The 18995-nt window shown below is 41.6% G+C and carries 16 protein-coding genes; 14 read left to right on the top strand and 2 right to left on the bottom strand.

The window, feature by feature from the left end:
- Window positions 1–3 precede the first annotated feature (3 nt).
- The 14 genes from MHI11_RS18145 to MHI11_RS18080 all read left to right on the top strand — a co-directional run bounded on the left by MHI11_RS18145 (window position 4) and on the right by MHI11_RS18080 (window position 17015).
- Window positions 4–2112: a SpoIID/LytB domain-containing protein gene (locus MHI11_RS18145; protein ID WP_340961924.1), complete on the top strand. Its 2109-nt coding sequence runs from the start codon at window positions 4–6 to the stop codon at window positions 2110–2112.
- A gap of 23 nt (window positions 2113–2135) precedes the next feature.
- A complete protein-coding gene (locus MHI11_RS18140; RefSeq protein WP_044140362.1) occupies window positions 2136–3626 on the top strand; it encodes an N-acetylmuramoyl-L-alanine amidase in 1491 nt (496 codons plus the stop codon).
- 222 nt (window positions 3627–3848) lie between these two features.
- Window positions 3849–4436 carry a hypothetical protein gene (locus MHI11_RS18135; RefSeq protein WP_238153564.1) on the top strand — a complete coding sequence of 196 codons (588 nt, stop codon included), beginning with the start codon at window positions 3849–3851 and terminating at the stop codon, window positions 4434–4436.
- Window positions 4437–4635: 199 nt separating this feature from the next.
- On the top strand, window positions 4636–5295 hold the full coding sequence (locus MHI11_RS18130; RefSeq protein WP_044140051.1) for a sugar transferase: 660 nt from the start codon (window positions 4636–4638) through the stop codon (window positions 5293–5295).
- Window positions 5296–5313: 18 nt separating this feature from the next.
- On the top strand, window positions 5314–6765 hold the full coding sequence (gene tuaB / locus MHI11_RS18125; RefSeq protein ID WP_340961921.1) for a teichuronic acid biosynthesis protein TuaB: 1452 nt from the start codon (window positions 5314–5316) through the stop codon (window positions 6763–6765).
- On the top strand, window positions 6762–7946 hold the full coding sequence (tuaC, locus tag MHI11_RS18120) for a teichuronic acid biosynthesis protein TuaC (RefSeq protein WP_340961919.1): 1185 nt from the start codon (window positions 6762–6764) through the stop codon (window positions 7944–7946). The genes tuaB and tuaC overlap by 4 nt, the downstream gene beginning before the upstream one ends.
- 79 nt (window positions 7947–8025) lie before the next feature.
- The gene (gene tuaD, locus MHI11_RS18115; protein WP_044140047.1) at window positions 8026–9363 is read left to right on the top strand and encodes a UDP-glucose 6-dehydrogenase TuaD; all 1338 of its coding nucleotides are present in this window, start codon (window positions 8026–8028) and stop codon (window positions 9361–9363) included.
- A 14-nt stretch (window positions 9364–9377) separates the two neighbouring features.
- A complete protein-coding gene (locus tag MHI11_RS18110; RefSeq protein WP_340961915.1) occupies window positions 9378–10307 on the top strand; it encodes an NAD-dependent epimerase/dehydratase family protein in 930 nt (309 codons plus the stop codon).
- Between the two features lie 39 nt (window positions 10308–10346).
- Entirely contained in the window at window positions 10347–11804 is a 1458-nt protein-coding gene (gene tuaE / locus MHI11_RS18105) for a teichuronic acid biosynthesis protein TuaE (protein ID WP_065097928.1), read from the top strand.
- 72 nt (window positions 11805–11876) lie between these two features.
- Window positions 11877–12554 (top strand): teichuronic acid biosynthesis protein TuaF, encoded by a 678-nt coding sequence (tuaF, locus tag MHI11_RS18100; RefSeq protein WP_126741301.1) that lies wholly within the window; start codon window positions 11877–11879, stop codon window positions 12552–12554.
- A gap of 23 nt (window positions 12555–12577) precedes the next feature.
- Complete coding sequence (gene tuaG, locus MHI11_RS18095; RefSeq protein ID WP_044140043.1) at window positions 12578–13333, top strand: teichuronic acid biosynthesis protein TuaG; 756 nt, start codon at window positions 12578–12580, stop codon at window positions 13331–13333.
- Window positions 13334–13358: 25 nt separating this feature from the next.
- A complete protein-coding gene (gene tuaH / locus MHI11_RS18090) occupies window positions 13359–14549 on the top strand; it encodes a teichuronic acid biosynthesis protein TuaH (RefSeq protein WP_044140361.1) in 1191 nt (396 codons plus the stop codon).
- 131 nt (window positions 14550–14680) lie between these two features.
- On the top strand, window positions 14681–15748 hold the full coding sequence (locus tag MHI11_RS18085) for a glycosyltransferase family 4 protein (RefSeq protein WP_003212692.1): 1068 nt from the start codon (window positions 14681–14683) through the stop codon (window positions 15746–15748).
- Between the two features lie 116 nt (window positions 15749–15864).
- A protein-coding gene (locus MHI11_RS18080; RefSeq protein WP_106030396.1) for an IS3 family transposase occupies window positions 15865–17015 on the top strand; the annotation gives its coding sequence in 2 pieces (ribosomal slippage) (window positions 15865–16138 and window positions 16138–17015; 1152 coding nt in all).
- Between the two features lie 56 nt (window positions 17016–17071).
- Here MHI11_RS18080 and MHI11_RS18075 read toward each other — a convergent pair.
- On the bottom strand, window positions 17072–18160 hold the full coding sequence (locus MHI11_RS18075; RefSeq protein ID WP_106066156.1) for an LCP family protein: 1089 nt from the start codon (window positions 18158–18160) through the stop codon (window positions 17072–17074).
- Window positions 18145–18813: a YigZ family protein gene (locus tag MHI11_RS18070; protein WP_003212936.1), complete on the bottom strand. Its 669-nt coding sequence runs from the start codon at window positions 18811–18813 to the stop codon at window positions 18145–18147. The genes MHI11_RS18075 and MHI11_RS18070 overlap by 16 nt, the downstream gene beginning before the upstream one ends.
- Between the last annotated feature and the right edge of the window lie 182 nt (window positions 18814–18995).

Here is an 18995-nt window from a genome sequence, read left to right as displayed (position 1 = left end):
AAATTGAAGAAAACAGGCGTTACACTTATTGTTCTCATGACAATGACTCTACTAATCGCACCCTTTCAGTCTGCCATGGCTAGCTCGACAATTTCAGTGAAATTGTCTAATTATATCGGAAATAAAAAAACGATGGATCTATCCACAGCTGGAGAATACAAGCTGTCAGGATCGAATGTCGCTGTCACGAAAAGATATGATGGCAAAAATCGCTACGAAGTTGCCAATAGCATCGCGTCTGCCGGCTGGAAGAATCCATCAACAGTTGTCATTGTGAGCCGTGATGCATTTGATCATGCCATTTCTGTATCACCGTTAGCTTACAAACTAGGCGCACCCATTTTGTATACAAACATTGAAAAACTAACAAAAACAACTGAAAACCAGTTGAAGAAAATGAAGCCGGATAACATCCTGATCGTTGGTAACACGAAAAGTATTTCAACAGCTGCTGAGAAATCTATTAAAAAGTATGGGAAAGTCAGACGTATTAGTGGAAAAGACAAGTTTGAAATCTCCCAAAAAATCGCTAAAGAAATGGGTAACTATAAGCAAGCTGTCGTTGTCGGTGGAAACTCATTTATGAATGGGATTGCGATTGCATCCTATGCATCGAGAAAGGGATATCCAATCCTGTTAACAAAAAAAGATTCCATTCCGTCTTACAAGCTGCCAAGCAAAGTCATCATCATCGGTAGTACGAAAAGTACGGGACAAAAAGTAGAGAATCAAATTAAAAAAACGTCACAGGTAACAAGAATCAGTGGTGCCAATCGCTATGAACTCTCTGTGAATATAATGAAGAAATTAAATATCAATGCAGATAAAGTTTATTTGGCAAAAGCCTCTAGCTATATTTATGCTATGCCGCTGTCTCAATTGGCTGCAAAGTCTAATAGTACTGTTGTGTATGTGAAACCGGATTCTGTCACAGCGTCACTAAAAAAACTGCTGAAAGAAAAGGGTACATATGCTTATCACCTTGCTGGTAGCACAAGTGCGATTAAAGATAGCTTGAAGAACTCATTAGCCAAACAAGTCTATCTGAAAAAAAATCAAAACTACCAATTGAATATTTCTAACGGAAAAATTTCATTAAAAGGCATAAAGACGTATAACAATGTAAGAGTTGTTCCTGAGAAATATTCAACGAAAAATATCCTTCAAATTGCAGGGAAGCCGTACTTAGGCAGCGTCAACTTTGCAATTGAATCAGGTTATATCAGGCCGACTCTCGAAAATATCCCATTTGAAGACTATCTAAAAGGCGTGGTACCAAATGAAATGCCTGCAAGCTGGCATGTTGAAGCGCTAAAAGCACAGGCAGTGGCCGCTAGAACGTATTCAGTGAAAAGTATTGGAAAAGTCGTACCTGATACAACTGCCTTCCAAGTATATGGAGGATATAACTGGTACACGAATTCGACAAAAGCTGTCGATGCCACAAAAGGGAAAGTACTGAAATACAACAATCAGCTCATTTCAGCCACCTATTATTCTAGTAATGGCGGATATACAGAGGCAAGTGAAGAAGTGTGGGCAAATGCACTGCCGTACTTAGTGGCCAAAAAGGATACAAAAGATCCGGTCAATGCATGGACATTAAAACTCTCTAAAAAACAGCTAGGCACAACATTGACTGCTAGCACAGTAGCATCTCAGTGGTCTAAGGCAAAAGAGACAAATGCAACGGATCTTGCTGGTCTCAAATCATGGCTGCTCAAAAACAAAGAAACAGCTGCATCTGATATGAAGATTGCATCCATCTCAAGCCTGACGTTCTCAGGAAAAACAAAAGGCCAACGTGCGAAGACGGTATCAATCAAGCTGACATATCATTTGAAAAATAAAACAGGCACATATGCAGTAAACAAAAGTACAACGGCAAGTATGAAGATGACCGAGTTTAGATCCATCATGGGCGCAACAAAGGTGAAAAGCACATTTGCGTCAGTCAAAAACAATACAAATGACTTTACGATTTCAGGAAAAGGATATGGTCACGGCATTGGCATGAGCCAATACGGTGCCAAAGCTAGAGCAGAATCTGGAAACTCATATTCTTCCATACTTTCGTTCTACTATCCAGGTACAAAACTAACAAACTATTAAAGGGTTAAAGGAGGACATAGATGATGCGCTCAATCATGAAAACAGCCATCCTCAGCCTCATCGCCATTTTCGTTATTGTTCCAACAGCTTCAGCAGATAATTCAGTCTCACGAATTGATGGCGGAAGCAGATATGCTGTAGCAGCAAACGTAGCGAAAAAGGGATGGGGAACTGCAAGTACAGTCGTAATAGTAGGGAAAACTGCGTATGCAGATGCAACAGCAGGGATTCCACTTGCACACCAAAAAAATGGACCAGTTCTTTATACAAACAGTAAGAGTCTTTCAGGTGATACGAAAAAAGCCCTAAAGGCTTTAAAAACAAAGACAGTGATCGTTTTAGGCAGTACATCAAGTGTGTCAAATAACGTAATCAATGAAGTGAAGAAAATGGGCATCTCTACACAACGTATTTCAGGAAAAAATCGATATGAGCTATCTGCAAATATCGCAAAGAAAATGAAAAAGCCAGCAGGCGTCGTTGTCGTTGAAGGTTCCTTCTACGCTCATGGGATTGCAATTGCACCGGTAGCAGCACAAAAAGGTTTCCCGATTCTCTACACAGATAAAAAGGGACTTCGTTCTGAAATCGCATCTGTTGCAAAAGCAAGCAATGTCAAACAAACCATTGTAGTCGGCGGAGAAAATTACGTCACAAAAGCAGCTTATAATCAATTGAAATCTCCAACACGAATTAAAGGCTCCACTCGTTATGACGTTGCCGCTAATATTGTGAAAAAGTATAATATGAGCACGAACAATACCTATGTAGGAAGAGGGTTTGGCTACGCCACTTCATCTTCTGCTGCAGGGATCGCAGCGAAGCAAAACAAAGCATTGCTTCTAACGAATGAAAAAACATTACCAAAAGTAACAAGAGCAACCATTAGCAGTAAAAAAATCACCAAATTTACTGTCGTAGGCAGTGCAAATACGGTGACACCAACTGTCGTGAATCAATTGAAAAACCCTGTCGTCGGGAAAAAAGTATTCATTGACCCAGGTCATGGCGCACATGATTCAGGAGCTGTAGGCTACGGGTTATATGAAAAGAACTTGAATTTAGATGTAGCCAAGCGTTTAAATACGAAATTAAACAACGCGGGTGCACTTGTTACCATGTCAAGAACATCAGACACATTTGACAGTCTTCAAACACGAGTGAGCAAAGGTGCGTCAGCAAATGCAGATATCTTCATCAGTGTCCATGCAAACTCAAATGATAACAGCAGTGCAAACGGAACAGAAACGTATTATGACAAAACATATGCGTCTGCAAACAGCTTGAAGCTTGCGCAAAACATTCAGCCGAAAATGGTCAGTGCACTTGGTACAAGAGACCGTGGTGTGAAAACAGCTGGATTCTACGTGATTAAATATTCTAAAATGCCGAGTGTTCTTTTAGAAACTGGTTTTGTGTCAAGTCCAGTTGATTCAAACATCTTGAAATCGGCTACGTATAAAGATCGTTTAGCGTCAGGCATTTCAAGCGGTGTGTCAGGTTACTTTAGATAAGAAAATACAAACATGAGGGGTGCCTCAGATACTCCTCTTAGGCTGCTCGAGAACGTCTCTCGGCAGCCTTTTTTCAAAAGTCTATGAAGTGATCGGGTCATCAATAGTGTGTCAAGTTAAAAATACATTTCATTTCTAGTTATCTTTGTTATAATTGAAACATAAAAGGTGAATGGTTTACGCGTGAATCTAAGCGACAGCCAATCGACAAATCATGAAGAGGTGACAATTTTGAAAAAATTAATCACAATGCCGTTTCTAGTATTGCTTCTAGGTGTACTACTCACAGCATGCGGCACAACAAATCAATCAAGCGACAACAATAAGGATGACAGCAAAAAGGAAACAACCGAAGCAGCTGATCAAAAGAAAGAAAATGCTTCAGAGAAAAAGGAAAAAACAGAAGATCAGTCATCAAATGAAAAAGCAGATGATCAAAGCAAAGAAACAGTTGCTCCAAAAGAAGAGCAATCTGGTCAATCTGATGAAGACGCAAAAGACAGCTCAAGTAAAGAAATCACAAAAGAAGAACCTACTAAGGAACAATCAAAAGCTGAATCTAAAACAAAGAAAGAATCAACAACAAATAAGAAAAATGAAGTCACCAAGGAAGGCACATATGTCGGCTTGGCTGATGGACATACCATTGCTGTGAACATTGATGGCAAAGAAGTCGCTATTCAATTCGGAAATACGTTTTCTAAACAAGTGAACAGCTTAAAAGAAGAATCAAAAGTGAAAGTCACTTATACAAAAGATGCAAACGGAACCCTTCGATTAAAAACGATCGAATCTGTTAAAGCAAAATAAAGAAAAGACCCGGAGACCCGCAGAATTGCGGGTCTTTTTTACGTTGAAAAGGGCATAACTTGATATAAGTGCACATTCTTAACACAGTTTTACAAGACTTAACAGCGCATTTACATTTGCTTAATGTTGCTCTGCTAAACTGACTTTCATAGAACATCTCTTTACACAACAACTACTTTGAATGGTGAGGTGCAGGTCAGTGAGTGCAGAGAAAGCGATGAATCTTTATAGAGAATATGAAGTGAGACGAAACCACTCTTTTGCTTTAACAGAACATATGGTTCGTTATTTATTTGCAAAACGTTTCATAGATTTAATGTTCTCGTTCATCGGATTGATGTTGAGTACGCCAATCATTTTGCTGTTTGCTCTTTTGATTAAGCTGGAAACACCGGGACCAGCCTTTTATATGCAGGAGAGGGTCGGGAAAGACGGTGTTTACTTTAAATTATGGAAGCTCAGATCGATGAGAACCGATGCTGAAAGCGGAGGAGCGAAATGGGCACAAAAAAACGACCCACGTATCACCAAAGTGGGAGCCTTCATTCGTAAAACAAGAATCGATGAACTCCCTCAATTCATCAACGTGTTAAAAGGAGAAATGAGTATCGTAGGTCCGCGTCCAGAAAGACCGATGTTTACCGCAGAATTTAATCGGACGATTCCAGGTTTTACGAAAAGATTAACGGTCAAGCCGGGGCTGACAGGTCTTGCACAAGTAAATGGAGGATATGAAATGAGTCCAAGTGAAAAATTAACACACGACTTACAGTATATTCAAAACTTGACATTTTCTCTCGACACGAAGATTATGGTAAAAACGTTAAAAGTCATCATGACGGGTGACGGAGCCAGATAAGTAAAGTAGGGAAGAGAAATGGCAAGTATGAAAAAACGCATGCTAGGCGGGGCAAAATGGACAAGCTTGTCCGCATTCATCATTACGATCATCCAAATTGCACAGTTCGCCTTTTTAGGGAATGTGATGTCACTGAAGGAGTTTGGACTCGTTGGCATGATCACAACTGTCACAATATTTACGCAGATTTTACTTGATCTAGGGATCGGGGCAGCGATCATCCAAAAGGAACAAACAACAGAACGTCAATTATCCACATTATATTGGATCAACTTACTCACTGGAGTTGTCTTATTCTGTTTACTCATTCTAGTTAGCCCAATGATTGCCGCCTTTTATAACCGGCCAGAGCTGGAGGGGTTGCTGAAACTATTATCAATCATGTTTTTGATTGCTCCTATTGGCCAGCAATACCAATACATGATGCAAAAGGACTTAGCCTTTAAAACATTAAGTGCCATTGAAGCCATTGCAACTATGATATCGCTGTTTGTTTTACTCGCTTTGGCCTTCTTCATCAATCCGATTGTAGCCTATGTCATGTCTCAAGTGCTTCTGCAATCTGGAAAAGGGCTTATGTATGCCGCAGCTTATTGGAAGAAGTGGCGCCCAGCACCTGTTTTTGCATTAGGAGAAGTGAAAGAATTTTTCTCATTTGGTGTATTCCAGCTCGCATCCAGACTAGTCAATCGAGCAGGATCGAACATAGACATGATTTTAATCGGCCGGTTTCTTGGAGCAGAAGCGTTAGGTATTTATAGCTTGGCGTATCAAATCGTGACGATCCCCGTGCTTAAGATTAACCCAATCGTGACGAGAGTGGCTTTCCCGGTTTTCGCAAAAAGTCAGCGTGATCACTCCATGCTGCGAGAGGGCTTCCTCAGTATGACGAATATGCTCGCATTGATTAGCTTTCCGTTATTAATCGGTCTTGCTGCCGTATCAGATAGCTTTATAGAAGTAGTGTTTGGCGAGAAATGGCTCGTAGCTGTTCCGGTTCTTAATATATTGTGCATTGTCGGACTTCTGCGTGTGCTGATGAATCCAAACGGGTCAATACTCCTTGCAAAGGGGAGAGCGGACTTAGCCTTTTATTGGGATACGGGGATGCTTCTTGTGTATGGATGCGCCTTATATGTAGGTGTCAGCACAGGCAGTCTGCTCACAGTAGCTTGGGTTTACTCAGGTGTCAGCCTGCTCAACTTCATTGTCGGCAGATGGCTCATGGCGTATGTCATTCAGCTAGATATGAAGGTTTATTTGAAATCACTTGGCAAGCCTGCTGCTATGACGCTATTGATGGCCGCCTGTGCGGTAGCCCTCCATCAAGGGATGAAGCTGACGTCAGCCGACATTTTACTTCAATTAGGATTGACGATTTGTGTCAGCGCAGCATTGTATGGCTTGCTGCTCATCAAAATGTATCCGCAAGTTGCAGGCAAATTATTGAGAAGAGGTCGTTCGTCATGAAGGTGCTATGGCTGACAAGTGTATATCCTAGTGAAACACATCCAAGTGAAGGCGTATTCCATGAAACGCAAGTGCAGGAGCTGCTCAAACAAGGAATACAAGTGACCGTCATATGTCCCAACCCGGTCAATCCACCGGTTTTGCGGATGCTGAAGGCGTCCTATCGGCAGAAAAAAGATCTGCCCGAGCAGGAAGTGAGAAACGGAGTGACCGTATACAGGCCGCCCTATACAGCGCTCCCTGGACAGCTGAAATGGGCACAGCCGAGTAAACGAATAGCTTCTACTGTTCTCAGCGCCATGCAGCGTTATCAGCTGTCACCAGATTTTATCCATGCGCACTTTGCGATGCCATCTGGCGGAGCGGCGGCTGTGATTCAGAAAAAAACGCAAATTCCTTATCTTTTGACCTTACATGGCAGTGATGTGAACGTGTATCCGGGCTATAGCAAAGGGGCACATGCAGCCTTTGAAACGGCAGTGAAACAGGCATCTGCTGTTCTGACGGTGAGCGAGGAGCTTGCTAAAAAGACACATGACATGACAAAGGTGGAAACGCAATGCCTCCCGCTCGGTATTCCGCTCCAGTCATTTTCTAAAACGGAAGAAGATCAACAAGGCATCAGGAAAAAGTTAGGCTTACCCCTTCACGACAAGCTCGTTGTCTTCGTCGGACGATTAGTCAAAGAGAAGGGCTTACTTGAATTAGCTGATGCTGTCAGCGGCTTGGATGGTGTGAAAGCAGTTTTTGTTGGAAAAGGCCCCCTTGCAAAGGAGCTCACAGAACGTGCTGGAGCATCCATTCTACTCCCAGGGCAGGTGCCAAATGATCAGGTGAAAGACTATTTAATAGCAGCCGATTTGTTTGCACTCCCATCCTATAGTGAAGGAATGCCAACCGTTGTTCTGGAGGCGCTCGCTTTAAAAGTACCTGTCATTGCGACAAGAGTCGGTGGTCTCCCAACCTTATTTTCTAGCTATCAACACCTCCTCGTTGATCCGTATTCGGCAAATCAGTTAAAAGAGGCCATTCACGCCTACCTTTATGAAAATAGATGGAATGAGCAAGTGAAAAACGATCTTTATCAAATCGTTCATACAGAATATTCATCAGCAAATAATACGAAGCAGCTCATACAGCAATATGAAAAGGTGCTTCATCAATCAAGATCCATCGTTTAAACAAGATGAAATGTGCAAAGAATGATAGATAGATAAACAGCTTGGAACGGACAATATGCTTTTACTGAGAGGATGAAAAATGTTGAAGAAAATTGCTGTGATTGGAACAGGGTATGTCGGGTTAGTATCGGGTACTTGTTTTGCTGATATCGGAAATCGTGTCATCTGCTGTGACATCGATGAATCAAAAATCAACAGCTTAAAAAGTGGTGTCGTTCCCATTTATGAACCGGGTTTAAAGGAATTGATTGAAAAAAATACGGAAGAAGGAAGACTGTTTTTTACAACCAATATTCCTGCTGCTATCCGGGAATCAGAAATTATCTATATTGCTGTAGGGACTCCGATGACAGCACAGGGGGAAGCAGATTTAACGTACGTGAAAGCTGTCGCTCAAACAATTGGTGAACATCTAAATGGCTATAAAATCATCGTCAATAAAAGCACAGTGCCCGTTGGAACAGGCCGGCTCGTTCAAGCCATTGTCGAAAAAGCATCGCGCAGTAAATATCCTTTTGATGTCGTATCCAATCCAGAGTTCCTCAGAGAAGGCTCTGCCATCAAAGACACGATGAATATGGAGCGGGCAGTCATCGGCTCAACAAGCACCCATGCGTCAACCATCATCAAAAGATTGCATGATCCGTTTCAAACAGAGGTTGTGGAGACCAACTTAGAAAGTGCTGAAATGATTAAGTATGCTGCAAATGCCATGCTTGCCACAAAAATCTCATTCATCAATGACATTGCAAATATTTGCGAGCGGGTGGGCGCTGATGTTGAAAAAGTTAGCGAAGGCGTTGGATTAGACAGCCGCATCGGGCATAAATTTTTAAAAGCGGGCATTGGATTTGGGGGTTCTTGTTTCCCGAAAGACACGATGGCTCTTCTCAAAATTGCCGAAACAGCCGGCTACCGGTTCAAGCTGATCGAGTCCGTGATTGAAACGAACAATCACCAAAGAGCGCACCTTGTCAGCAAACTGATGAGTGTATTCGGTGATATTAGAGGAAAAACCATCTCTGTTTTAGGTCTCGCATTCAAACCGAATACGAATGATATGCGTTCTGCGCCTGCATTAGACATTATCCCAATGTTGAGAGAGCTAGGTGCTTTTGTGAAGGCCTATGATCCGATTGCTTATGTAGAAGCAGAACGAGAGCTTGGCCCGCAGGCTGTCTTCAGTAATGACCTGTATGAAACAGTAAAAGATACGGATGCTTGCCTCATCCTAACAGAATGGGATGACGTACAGAAGATGGATAAAGATCAAATCAAGCAGCTGCTTCGTTCACCGATTGTAATTGATGGAAGGAATTTGTTTGATCCAGCAGAAATGAAAGAGAGAGGATTTATTTACCAGTCTATCGGCCGCCCAGGCGTATGGGAAGCAGAATTGGTATCAAAGGCACAATAACAGGGGGAGCTTGGATGAAGAAAGTAATGGTTACTGGGGGAAGCGGATTTATTGGATCACACACGGTAGAGGCTTTACTAGAAAAAGGTTACGAGCCCATCGTTCTTGATAACTTTTCAACTGGATCTCGGGGAAATATTGCCCACCTTTCCGTTCAATGCATTGAGGCAGATGTCACAAAATCAGAAACGGTCGATTTGATCAAACAAATAAGACCGGATTATATCATTCACCTTGCAGCACAGGTGAGTGTCGCCGTGTCTGTTCAGAATTTCGTTTATGACGAAGAGGTCAATATCAAAGGGTCCCTGCACGTCATGAAAGCAGCGGCTGAAGCAGGGGTGGAGAAGGTGGTATTTGCCTCATCGGCAGCTGTCTATGGAGATCCAGTGTATTTGCCAGTAGACACCGCTCACCGGCTAAAGCCTGGTTCGCCTTATGGTTTATCGAAACTCACAGTAGAGCGATACTTAGAAATGGCAAAATCACTGTATGATGTGGACTATTGTATTCTTCGGTATAGCAATGTTTATGGTCCGCGACAAGATGCACTTGGCGAAGGCGGGGTTGTCTCTATTTTCTCTGATAAGTTTGCAAAGGATGAGGCTCCTTTCATTTTTGGAGACGGGGAACAAACAAGAGATTTCATCTATGTAGGTGATCTAGCAGCAGCGAATGTCGCGGCTTTAACAGCTCAATCAAACGTTTGTTTAAATATTTCATGTGGTGTTTCGATCACTGTGAATGAGCTATTTCAAACGATGAAGCGAGTGACGAGGTCGCATCTTGAACCAATTTATAAGCCGCAGCGTGCAGGAGATATTGTGCATAGTACATTGGCAAATGAGGAAACGAAACAAGTCTTAGCATGGGAGCCTGTTGTGAGTTTACAGGAAGGTTTGGCTCGTACCATTTCCTACTATGAACAGGAAGTCAAGGCTTAATCCCTCAAATCGGATGGGTTGCTTAGGAGGAAAATGGGTATGAGTGTGAAACAAACAGCATGGCAAATCATGATTGGATGTATTTTGTTTGCAGCAGGGATCGGGCTTGTACAAATGGCATCCGCGCAGCCCGTCGGGTTAAAGAAGATGGTAGCTGTTCCGATTATACTTCTGATCCTGTCGGCTGCTCTCGTGTTGATGAAGCTGTACATGAATGGTGAGCAAATCTTCATGTCAGCCATCTATCTTTTGATTACATTGACCTTTCTCAACAACGCGTTCTTTTCTATTAGTGCAGGATTCTTTAGTCTTTTTCTCTACCGTATCATGCTCATCGCCACCTTTACTTTATTCATATGGCGGATGAGAGATAAGGGGACGTACATATCGCAGTGGCAGCAGATTCGTGTCAAAGGACTTCTTGGTTTTTTCGCTGTATGGTTTCTTTACGGGCTCATCTCACTGCTTTGGGCTCATTCGGTCACATACGGCCTGAAATATATGTCCCTTCTTGCAATGGGGATGGGATTTGTCTTTCTAGTCGTCATGTATATTCAGCGAATGGATCAAGTGGTGACTTTTTATAGCATTTGGCTTGTCATGACTGTATTTGTGATGGGGATTGGGTTCTATAATCACTTTACATTGAACCATTTACCGAATACCTCATTATATCTAGGGCCAGTGTATAAACAGCACTATCCTACATCTGTCTTTTTTAATCAGAATGACTTTGCAACGTTTTTATCGATTAGTTTCTTTTTATATCTAGCATGCATGCGTCAAATGAAAAACGGTTATATCAAAGCGTTTGGATTATTAGGTGCAATCGCAGCGCTGTATCTCATTTTGTTAACCGAATCCCGCGCTAGTCTGCTTGGGATATTTGCAGGAGTGGCGATCTATGTGTGGTTGCTGCTGCCGCGTTTTCTCAAAAAATGGTCAATCGTTGCAGCAAGCGGACTTGTCGTCATCGGTATCGCTGTCTTTTCAGCCAAGATTTATTCGATTTTTTATGACTTGTTTCTCGCTTCTCAGGTCGCGCATTCTTTTAGTGAACCACTCCCGTCTAACATCGCGAGAGCAAATTTAATCAAAAATGCTTGGCACTTCTTTACGAATTCATACGGATTCGGAGTTGGAGCGGGGAATGTGTCTTACTACTTAGCTCACTTTTCGATCTTTGACACAGACCAGGTCGTAGAAGTGCACAATTGGCTGCTGGAATTGATGACGAACTTCGGATTTGCAGTCATGCTGGGCTATATCTCAGTATACGCCTATCTCATGTTCACACTGTACAAACAATACCAATGGGCTGACACAAGATCGGCAAAAATGATCATTGAGGGGTTGTTTGCAGCCATGCTGAGCTTTCTCGTTTCAAGTATCAGTCCTAGCTCCGTCTCGAATTTATATTTCCACTGGGTATTTTTAGGACTGGTGATCGCAGCGGTGAATATGCTGAAAAACAAACAACGACTCAAGCTGTGGTAAACCGTGTGTGATGCTTTGTTTGTATGGCTACACTAGTGAAAGAGCAAATACGTCAATGTTGGGAGAATGAACATGTCTGGTTTCATATCTAGGATAGGGAAGCGAATCAAAAAGTACATCGTATGGCTCATACTGCTGCCTGTCGTATTAGGCGTTTTTGGTTTCTTTTTTGCTAAAGGAACTACGCAGCAGTCTAGTTACACAGCTGCTGTTACCCTCACTCTCGGTAAATATGATGATGGGGTGTATAACAATATGGCAGAAGTGACATCTCTATTAAAAAGCGATGCATTTCTAAACGAAGCACTCAGTGATGTGAAAGAAGAAGAAAGACAGGATGTGAAAACCCGTCTCATCCTTACCAATCAATCGGATACACAATTACAGCTGTCTTTCACGGATGCCGATAAGGATCGTGCTTTGGCTGTCGTGAAGCAGGTGTCGGATACATTTCTCAAGCAAGATAAAGCGTTATTTACAAAAAGGCAGCAGGTGATTGAAAGTAGATTAGCTGCTCTTGAAGACGAATCGGTCAGCAATGATTCCAAAGTCGATAAAGAACGATTCTTATATGAATTGGAGTCAACAAAGCTTGGAATGAAGCAGGCAAAAATTGTTGATCCTGCCCAAGTACTTGATGAAGGCAATAAAGGCATGTCAGCTAAAAAACGTGCACTTCTTGGGCTTGTCATTGGCTTTAGTATCTCGCTCATGTTTGTGGTCTTACCCGAAGTGTTCAAAGAATCTTAATGATGAACTGGAGATGAGTCTAGGTGAACAATCAACCGTTAGTATCCATCATTACACCTGCGTATAATGCGGAACGTTATTTAACGGATACAGTTCATTCCGTCCTTGCCCAAACCTATTCCAATTGGGAGCTGATCATTGCAGATGATTGTTCTACAGATGGAACTAGAAAGCTATTAGGGGATTTAAGTCAAGCGGACGACAGAATCAACGTCATTTATTTAGAGGAAAATGGGGGAGCTGCCATTGCTAGAAACGCAGCCATCAAACAGGCAAAAGGACGCTTTATCGCTTTTTTAGACAGCGATGATATGTGGAAAGAGACGAAGCTCGAAAAACAGGTAGACTTCATGCTGACAAATGATTATGCCTTTACATTTACGGCATATGACATCATTGCAGAAAACGGAGAATCATTAGAAAAAACCGTCACTGCGCCAGCGAGATTAGACTATAATGAAGCCCTGAAAAACACCATTATCGGCTGTTTAACGGTCATGCTTGATCTTCAAAAGGTAGGACATGTGGAAATGCCGAACATTCGCACAAGGCAGGATTTAGCTACTTGGCTGTCTATATTAAAAAGAGGATTTACAGCCTATGGAATGAGTGAACCGCTCAGTGAATATCGCATCGTTGGGAACTCCATCTCTAGTAACAAGTGGAAAGCAGCGAAAAAAACGTGGTTTGTCTACAGAGAAATTGAGCAGCTTCATTTTGTCAAAGCGTCTTGGTGTTTTATGCACTATGCGACAAATGCTGTGAAGAAGCGCTTATAAACAGAAGGGAAAAAAGGTGATAAAGGTGAAAGCAGACTCGATCATACATGTTGTCGTAGCGACGGGAGAATGGGGACAGGACGGACTGAGGTACAGACGGCATCGGCTGGCCGAATTTCTAGCATCTGATCCAGAAACAAAAGAGGTCATCTGGGTATGCCCGTCATCATCTCGTCATACAGCTCCCTTTCAGCCCATAACAGATCGAATGAAGCAATTGACCATTCCTGATGTGCTCAAGAGCAAATTATTTCGCTTTGGTCGATATCAAGACATGTTCTATATTCATAAATTATCCCCTCTTCTTGAACATTTGCGGCAGGAGGAAAAGATGGGGATCGCCGTTTGTTTATGGTATACGTTTCCGGGTTTTCCGCTCTTATCTTCTTTATTTGAATGGAAACATATTGTCTATGATTGCAGTGACCTGTGGGGAGAGCCGATAAGCGGCAACCATAACATCCTTTCTTATATGAGGCAGCGTGTCATTGTCAAAGCAGAAAATCGAATCATTAAATATGCACACAGCATTACATGCTCTTCTCAATATTTACACGATCAAATCAAAAAACGTCTTATGGGAGAACCGAAAGATGTATTTACGGTGGAAAATGGCGTCGAGTACGATGTGTTTGCGAAAAGCAATCTTCCGTGTAAAGAAGATGTGCTGGAAGGAAGAGAAGGGACTGTGCTTGGTTTTATCGGAGGAATTAAGCCAAAGCTAGATTTTGACATGATGGCTGAAGCTGCTCGTATGCGGCCTGATTGGACATTTTTATTTGTCGGTCCGGATGGAACGAATGGAGATCCATCTTTTCAGCATGCACTCAAACTGCCTAATGTGATTTGGACAGGTGCTGTTGCTCCAGAAGAAGTGCCTGCTTATATGAAGCTGATTGATGTAGGTATGATGCCATATAAACAATCCCCTTACAATCAAGCGGTGTTCCCTCTCAAGCTTTATGAATTTTTAGCCGCTGGAATACCGGTTGTCGGTTTAAATCTCCCATCAACGGAAAGGCTAAAAGAGAAGGATGTGTATGAATATTTAGAGGGCGATGATCCTGCGCTCTTCGTAGAAGCCTGCCTGAAAGTGATCAGCAAAAAAGACGACACGAGCTATAGACATCTAAGACAAAGCCGAGCGAAGAAAAAAGATTGGCACGCGCTGTTCACAAACATGGTGGAACTAACGAATATTAAAGAAAACGCATAATTCATTCGGGATTGTGCGTTTTTACTTGTTTCATCACCGGGGGAGGTTGTGATCATCCTCTATTCAATTGTATAATGGAAAGAGCGGCCAATATACAAAATACAGATTTCAATTTAGAAGGAGACTGACCTATGGATTACGAACGCGCCTTATTAGCGTTTTTTGTCTCTCTGGCTACAGTTTTAATTGTGACACCAATCGTCAAAAAGTTTGCAATTAAGATTGGTGCAGTGGACCAGCCGAATAAACGAAAAGTTCATGATAAAGTAATGCCTCGAATGGGTGGTTTGGCAATTTTTATTGGAGTAGCGGCTGGAGCATTAGCAGGCGGGCTGTTTCTACATAATAAAATTACAGCAATTTCAGTTGGTGCCGTACTCATCGTCATTTTAGGTATATTTGATGATAAATATAATTTAAGTGCAAGATTTAAATTTCTCGTACAAGTCCTTGTTGCTTGTTTGATTGTGAGCACGGGCTTAAAAATGGACTTCTTCTCTGTTCCTTTTTTAACAGATCGAATTGAGTTAGGCTGGATGGCATATCCCCTCACCGTGCTATGGATTGTGGGCATCACAAATGCCATTAATTTAATTGACGGCCTTGATGGACTAGCTGCTGGTATTTCTGTCATCGGTTTATCAACGATTGCAGTGATGGCATTTTCTGCTGATAAGATTCTGATTCTTTCTTTATCTCTTGTCGTCATTGGCAGTACGATCGGCTTTCTCTTTTACAACTTTCATCCGGCGAAGATTTTTATGGGAGATACCGGTTCGCTATTTTTAGGCTATATGATTTCGGTGCTGTCACTTTTAGGGTTATACAAAAGTGTCACTTTGTTTAGTGTTGTTGTTCCTGTGATCATTCTAGGTGTTCCTATATTTGATACGACCTTTGCAATCATTAGACGCATATTAAACAAACAGCCGATTTCATCACCGGACAAATCTCATATTCATCATAGACTAATGGCCTTTGGCTTGTCCCATCGCATGGCTGTCATCGTGATTTACATGATTGGCTTAGTCTTTAGCTTAAGTGCGATTTTGCTGACAAGCGCGACCATTTGGTTATCGCTGATCATTATCTTTTTACTGGTGATGTTTATGCAAGTGATTGCGGAAGTCACGGGTTTGGTCAACGAAGAGTTCAAACCATTTACGAAATTCTATAAACGAATGGTGAAAAGACAATAAAAAACAGCCCGTTCCTAGGAAGGAACTGACCCCATAAGATGAGACAAATAAAAAACACCTTCAAGTTTGAAAATGGATCGTTGTGATCCGAAATAAAACATGGAGGTGTTTTTTCGATGGGGACAAGAGTGAGTTATCCGGTTGAAGTCAAACAGAAGGCTGTAGAAATGAGATTGGCAGGCGTACCTATGAAAGAGATCATGCAGAAATTGAATATCAAGAATAAGACGCAGGTTCAGACATGGGTGAGGTGGCATAAGGCTGGGGATACACACCGGTTCGAACAGCCTGTTGGAAAACAATATACCTATGGAAAGGGTCCCGAGTACTCTTCCGAATTAGAGAGACTGCAGGCAGAAAATCGCTATTTGAGTCAACAGAATGAAGTTTTAAAAAAGTACAACGAATTGGAAAGGAAGTTGATAAGGAAACGTCAATCAAACTGGTAGAAGAATTGTGCAAAACGATGACAGTACAGGACATCTGTGTCCATTTAGGCATCTTACGTACTTCGTATTATAGATGGAAAAAGGATTTGACTCAGAATCATTCTAAAAGACAACTAGAGAAACAGGTCGGCACGTTGTGCCGAAAGCACAAATATCGATATGGTTATCGAAAAATCACAGCCATACTAAAAAGAAGAATGCGTATTAACCATAAAACTGTTCAACGTATCATGCAGAAAAACCAGTGGCAATGCCGGGTTAAAATGAAAAAGCGTAAGAAGAATGGGCAGCCCTATGCCGTGGCCGGTAATATATTGGATCGGAACTTTCAGTCTGATCGCCCTCTTGAAAAACTAGTAACGGACATCACGTATTTGCCTTATGGACAGAAACAATTGTACCTTTCCAGTATCTTGGATTTATATAATGGAGAAGTGATTGCTTTTACGATTGGTGATAAGCAGGACACAGACTTTATCTTAAACACACTTAATCAGCTCCCAGCACTGCCTGAGAATTGCGTGTTACATAGCGATCAAGGTTCTGTGTATACATCTTACGAGTATCAGAAAGCTGTTCATATAAAAGGCATTACCATGAGCATGTCCCGTAAAGGGACGCCCGCTGATAATGCCTCCATCGAATCGTTTCATTCCTCACTAAAGTCTGAAACGTTCTATCTTAACAGGATTGACCGCACTACGACCAGCATCGTAGAACGCACTGTCAAAGAATACATTTATTATTATAACAACATTCGTATTCAAACGAAACTAAACAACCAATCACCGATAAACTATCGGCAATTGGCTGTATAAAGGTGTTTTGATCCCTGTCTCAAAAACGGGGGTCAGTCCCGAACTGGGCTGTTTTATTATTGTCCTGATGTGCTGGAAGGATTAGTTGTATCACTTGATCCTGTTTCACCAGAGGATGTATTGGTTTGTGAATCTGTTTCAGTCGAAGATTCAGTAGGAAGCTTTAAATGCGTCCGTAATTCATTTTGTACGTTAGCTAGATTGGTTTGATCTGGCTCAAAGTAATACGTTCGATTTGGTCCTAAATAAAGATCTGACCCTTTAATAGAAAGTGTTTCTGTGTCGTCTCCCTTAAACCCGCTGTAGATTTGCTGAAGCGCAAGACCTTCTGTGATACGGAAGTTGGTCGTAATGTGATCACTGACTTCTTTAGCGATATTATCGACGTTCGCAATGTTATTTGCCTTCGACATTTGATCAATCATTGCGCGTAAAATTTGTTTCTGACGATCATTACGTCCAAAATCACCGCGTGGATCTTGTTTTCTCATCCGAGCGTAAGCAAGTGCTTCTTCCCCGTTTAAATGCATATTGCCTTTTTTGAAGTAAATCTTTTTCGATTTTTTCACATCACTTTTTTCATTGAAGTCAAATGGAACATTGATATTAATTCCGCCGACTTCATCAATGACATCCTTGAATCCGTCAAAATCAACGGTGGCATATTTATCAATTGGAATATGCAAGAATTGTTCGACAGTTTCAATCGTCTCGTCTTTTCCGCCTTTAGCAAATGCTGCATTGATCTTTTCTTTACTTCCTGTCGTGTCACTTGCAAGCTGTACGCGTGTGTCACGAGGGATACTAACCATTTTCATCGTTTTGTCTTGAGGGTTAATCGTTGCAACAATAAGTGAATCTGAACGGCCATGATCACCATCTGTGGCATAATCCTCAATTCCGACAAAAAGTACAGAGAAGGGTTTCTTTTTAATATCAATGACCGCATCACGAAGCTTCGATTTCTCTCCGCGGTTTAGTTCGTCATATGTTTTGTCAGCGGCTTGAAGTGTATTGACTATTTTATAGACTGCAAATCCGCCCATGCATATGATAAGAAGCAAAAATAAGACCAGGATACGTTTGAAAATTTTCTTCTTCTTACTCTTTTTCTTTCGTACACGCACTTTTACTCGTTGTGCCATTCATCTGTCTCCTTTATCGGACCAATGTCCTTTTCTAAATAAATCAGTTCGCCTTCTTTTGTAACACTCTTTCCATTTGTCAGCTCAGTCATCCATTCAATGAACTGCTCTGTTTGTGTTTCTTCTACATACGTCTCAAAAATAACATCTTCTGCATAATGAATTTCTTTTAGCTGAAAAGATGAGGCTCTAAGCTCATTCTCTACCTTTCCAAGCCATGTATAATCTATTGTTGTGTGCATCGTACGCATTAAACAGCGCTCTACCATCCCAACATGGTTGATGGCTTCTGATACAGATTTTCCGTAGGCACGAATCAAACCACCGGCGCCTAGCTTAATACCGCCGAAATAACGAGTGACTACTACGACTGTATCTTTCAGCTTCCGTTTTTTTAACACTTCAAGCATTGGCACACCTGCTGTACCACTTGGTTCACCATCATCATTCGCTTTTTGAATCAGGTCATGTTCTCCAATGAGATAGGCAGAACAATTATGTGTGGCATTCCAATGTTGTTTTTTAATGGATTGTATAAATGCTTGTGCTTCTTCTTCTGAGACAGCACGCTGTATATGACAAATAAAACGTGATTTTTCAATGACGATCTCATGCTCGCCACGACTTTTTACTGTAAGATAGCGATGCAGCAAAAGACATACCCTCCTGAAAAGCAAATTGTAAGACTAGAGAAAATTTGCTTTGATTTTAGAATTTTACAGCGTATTTTGTTATGATGATAGGGGTAGAAAAAGGGTCGTCATAAAAACTTCATGATTTATACGCATTCTTTCATTATAATTCGACATAAAATGCAGATCAATGACATTTATAA

Origin of the sequence: Bacillus sp. FSL K6-3312, assembly GCF_038007485.1 — a bacterium.
Taxonomy (GTDB): domain Bacteria; phylum Bacillota; class Bacilli; order Bacillales; family Bacillaceae; genus Bacillus; species Bacillus pumilus.
Note: the sequence above shows the minus strand (reverse complement) of the source record. Positions and strands in the feature narration are given on the sequence as shown.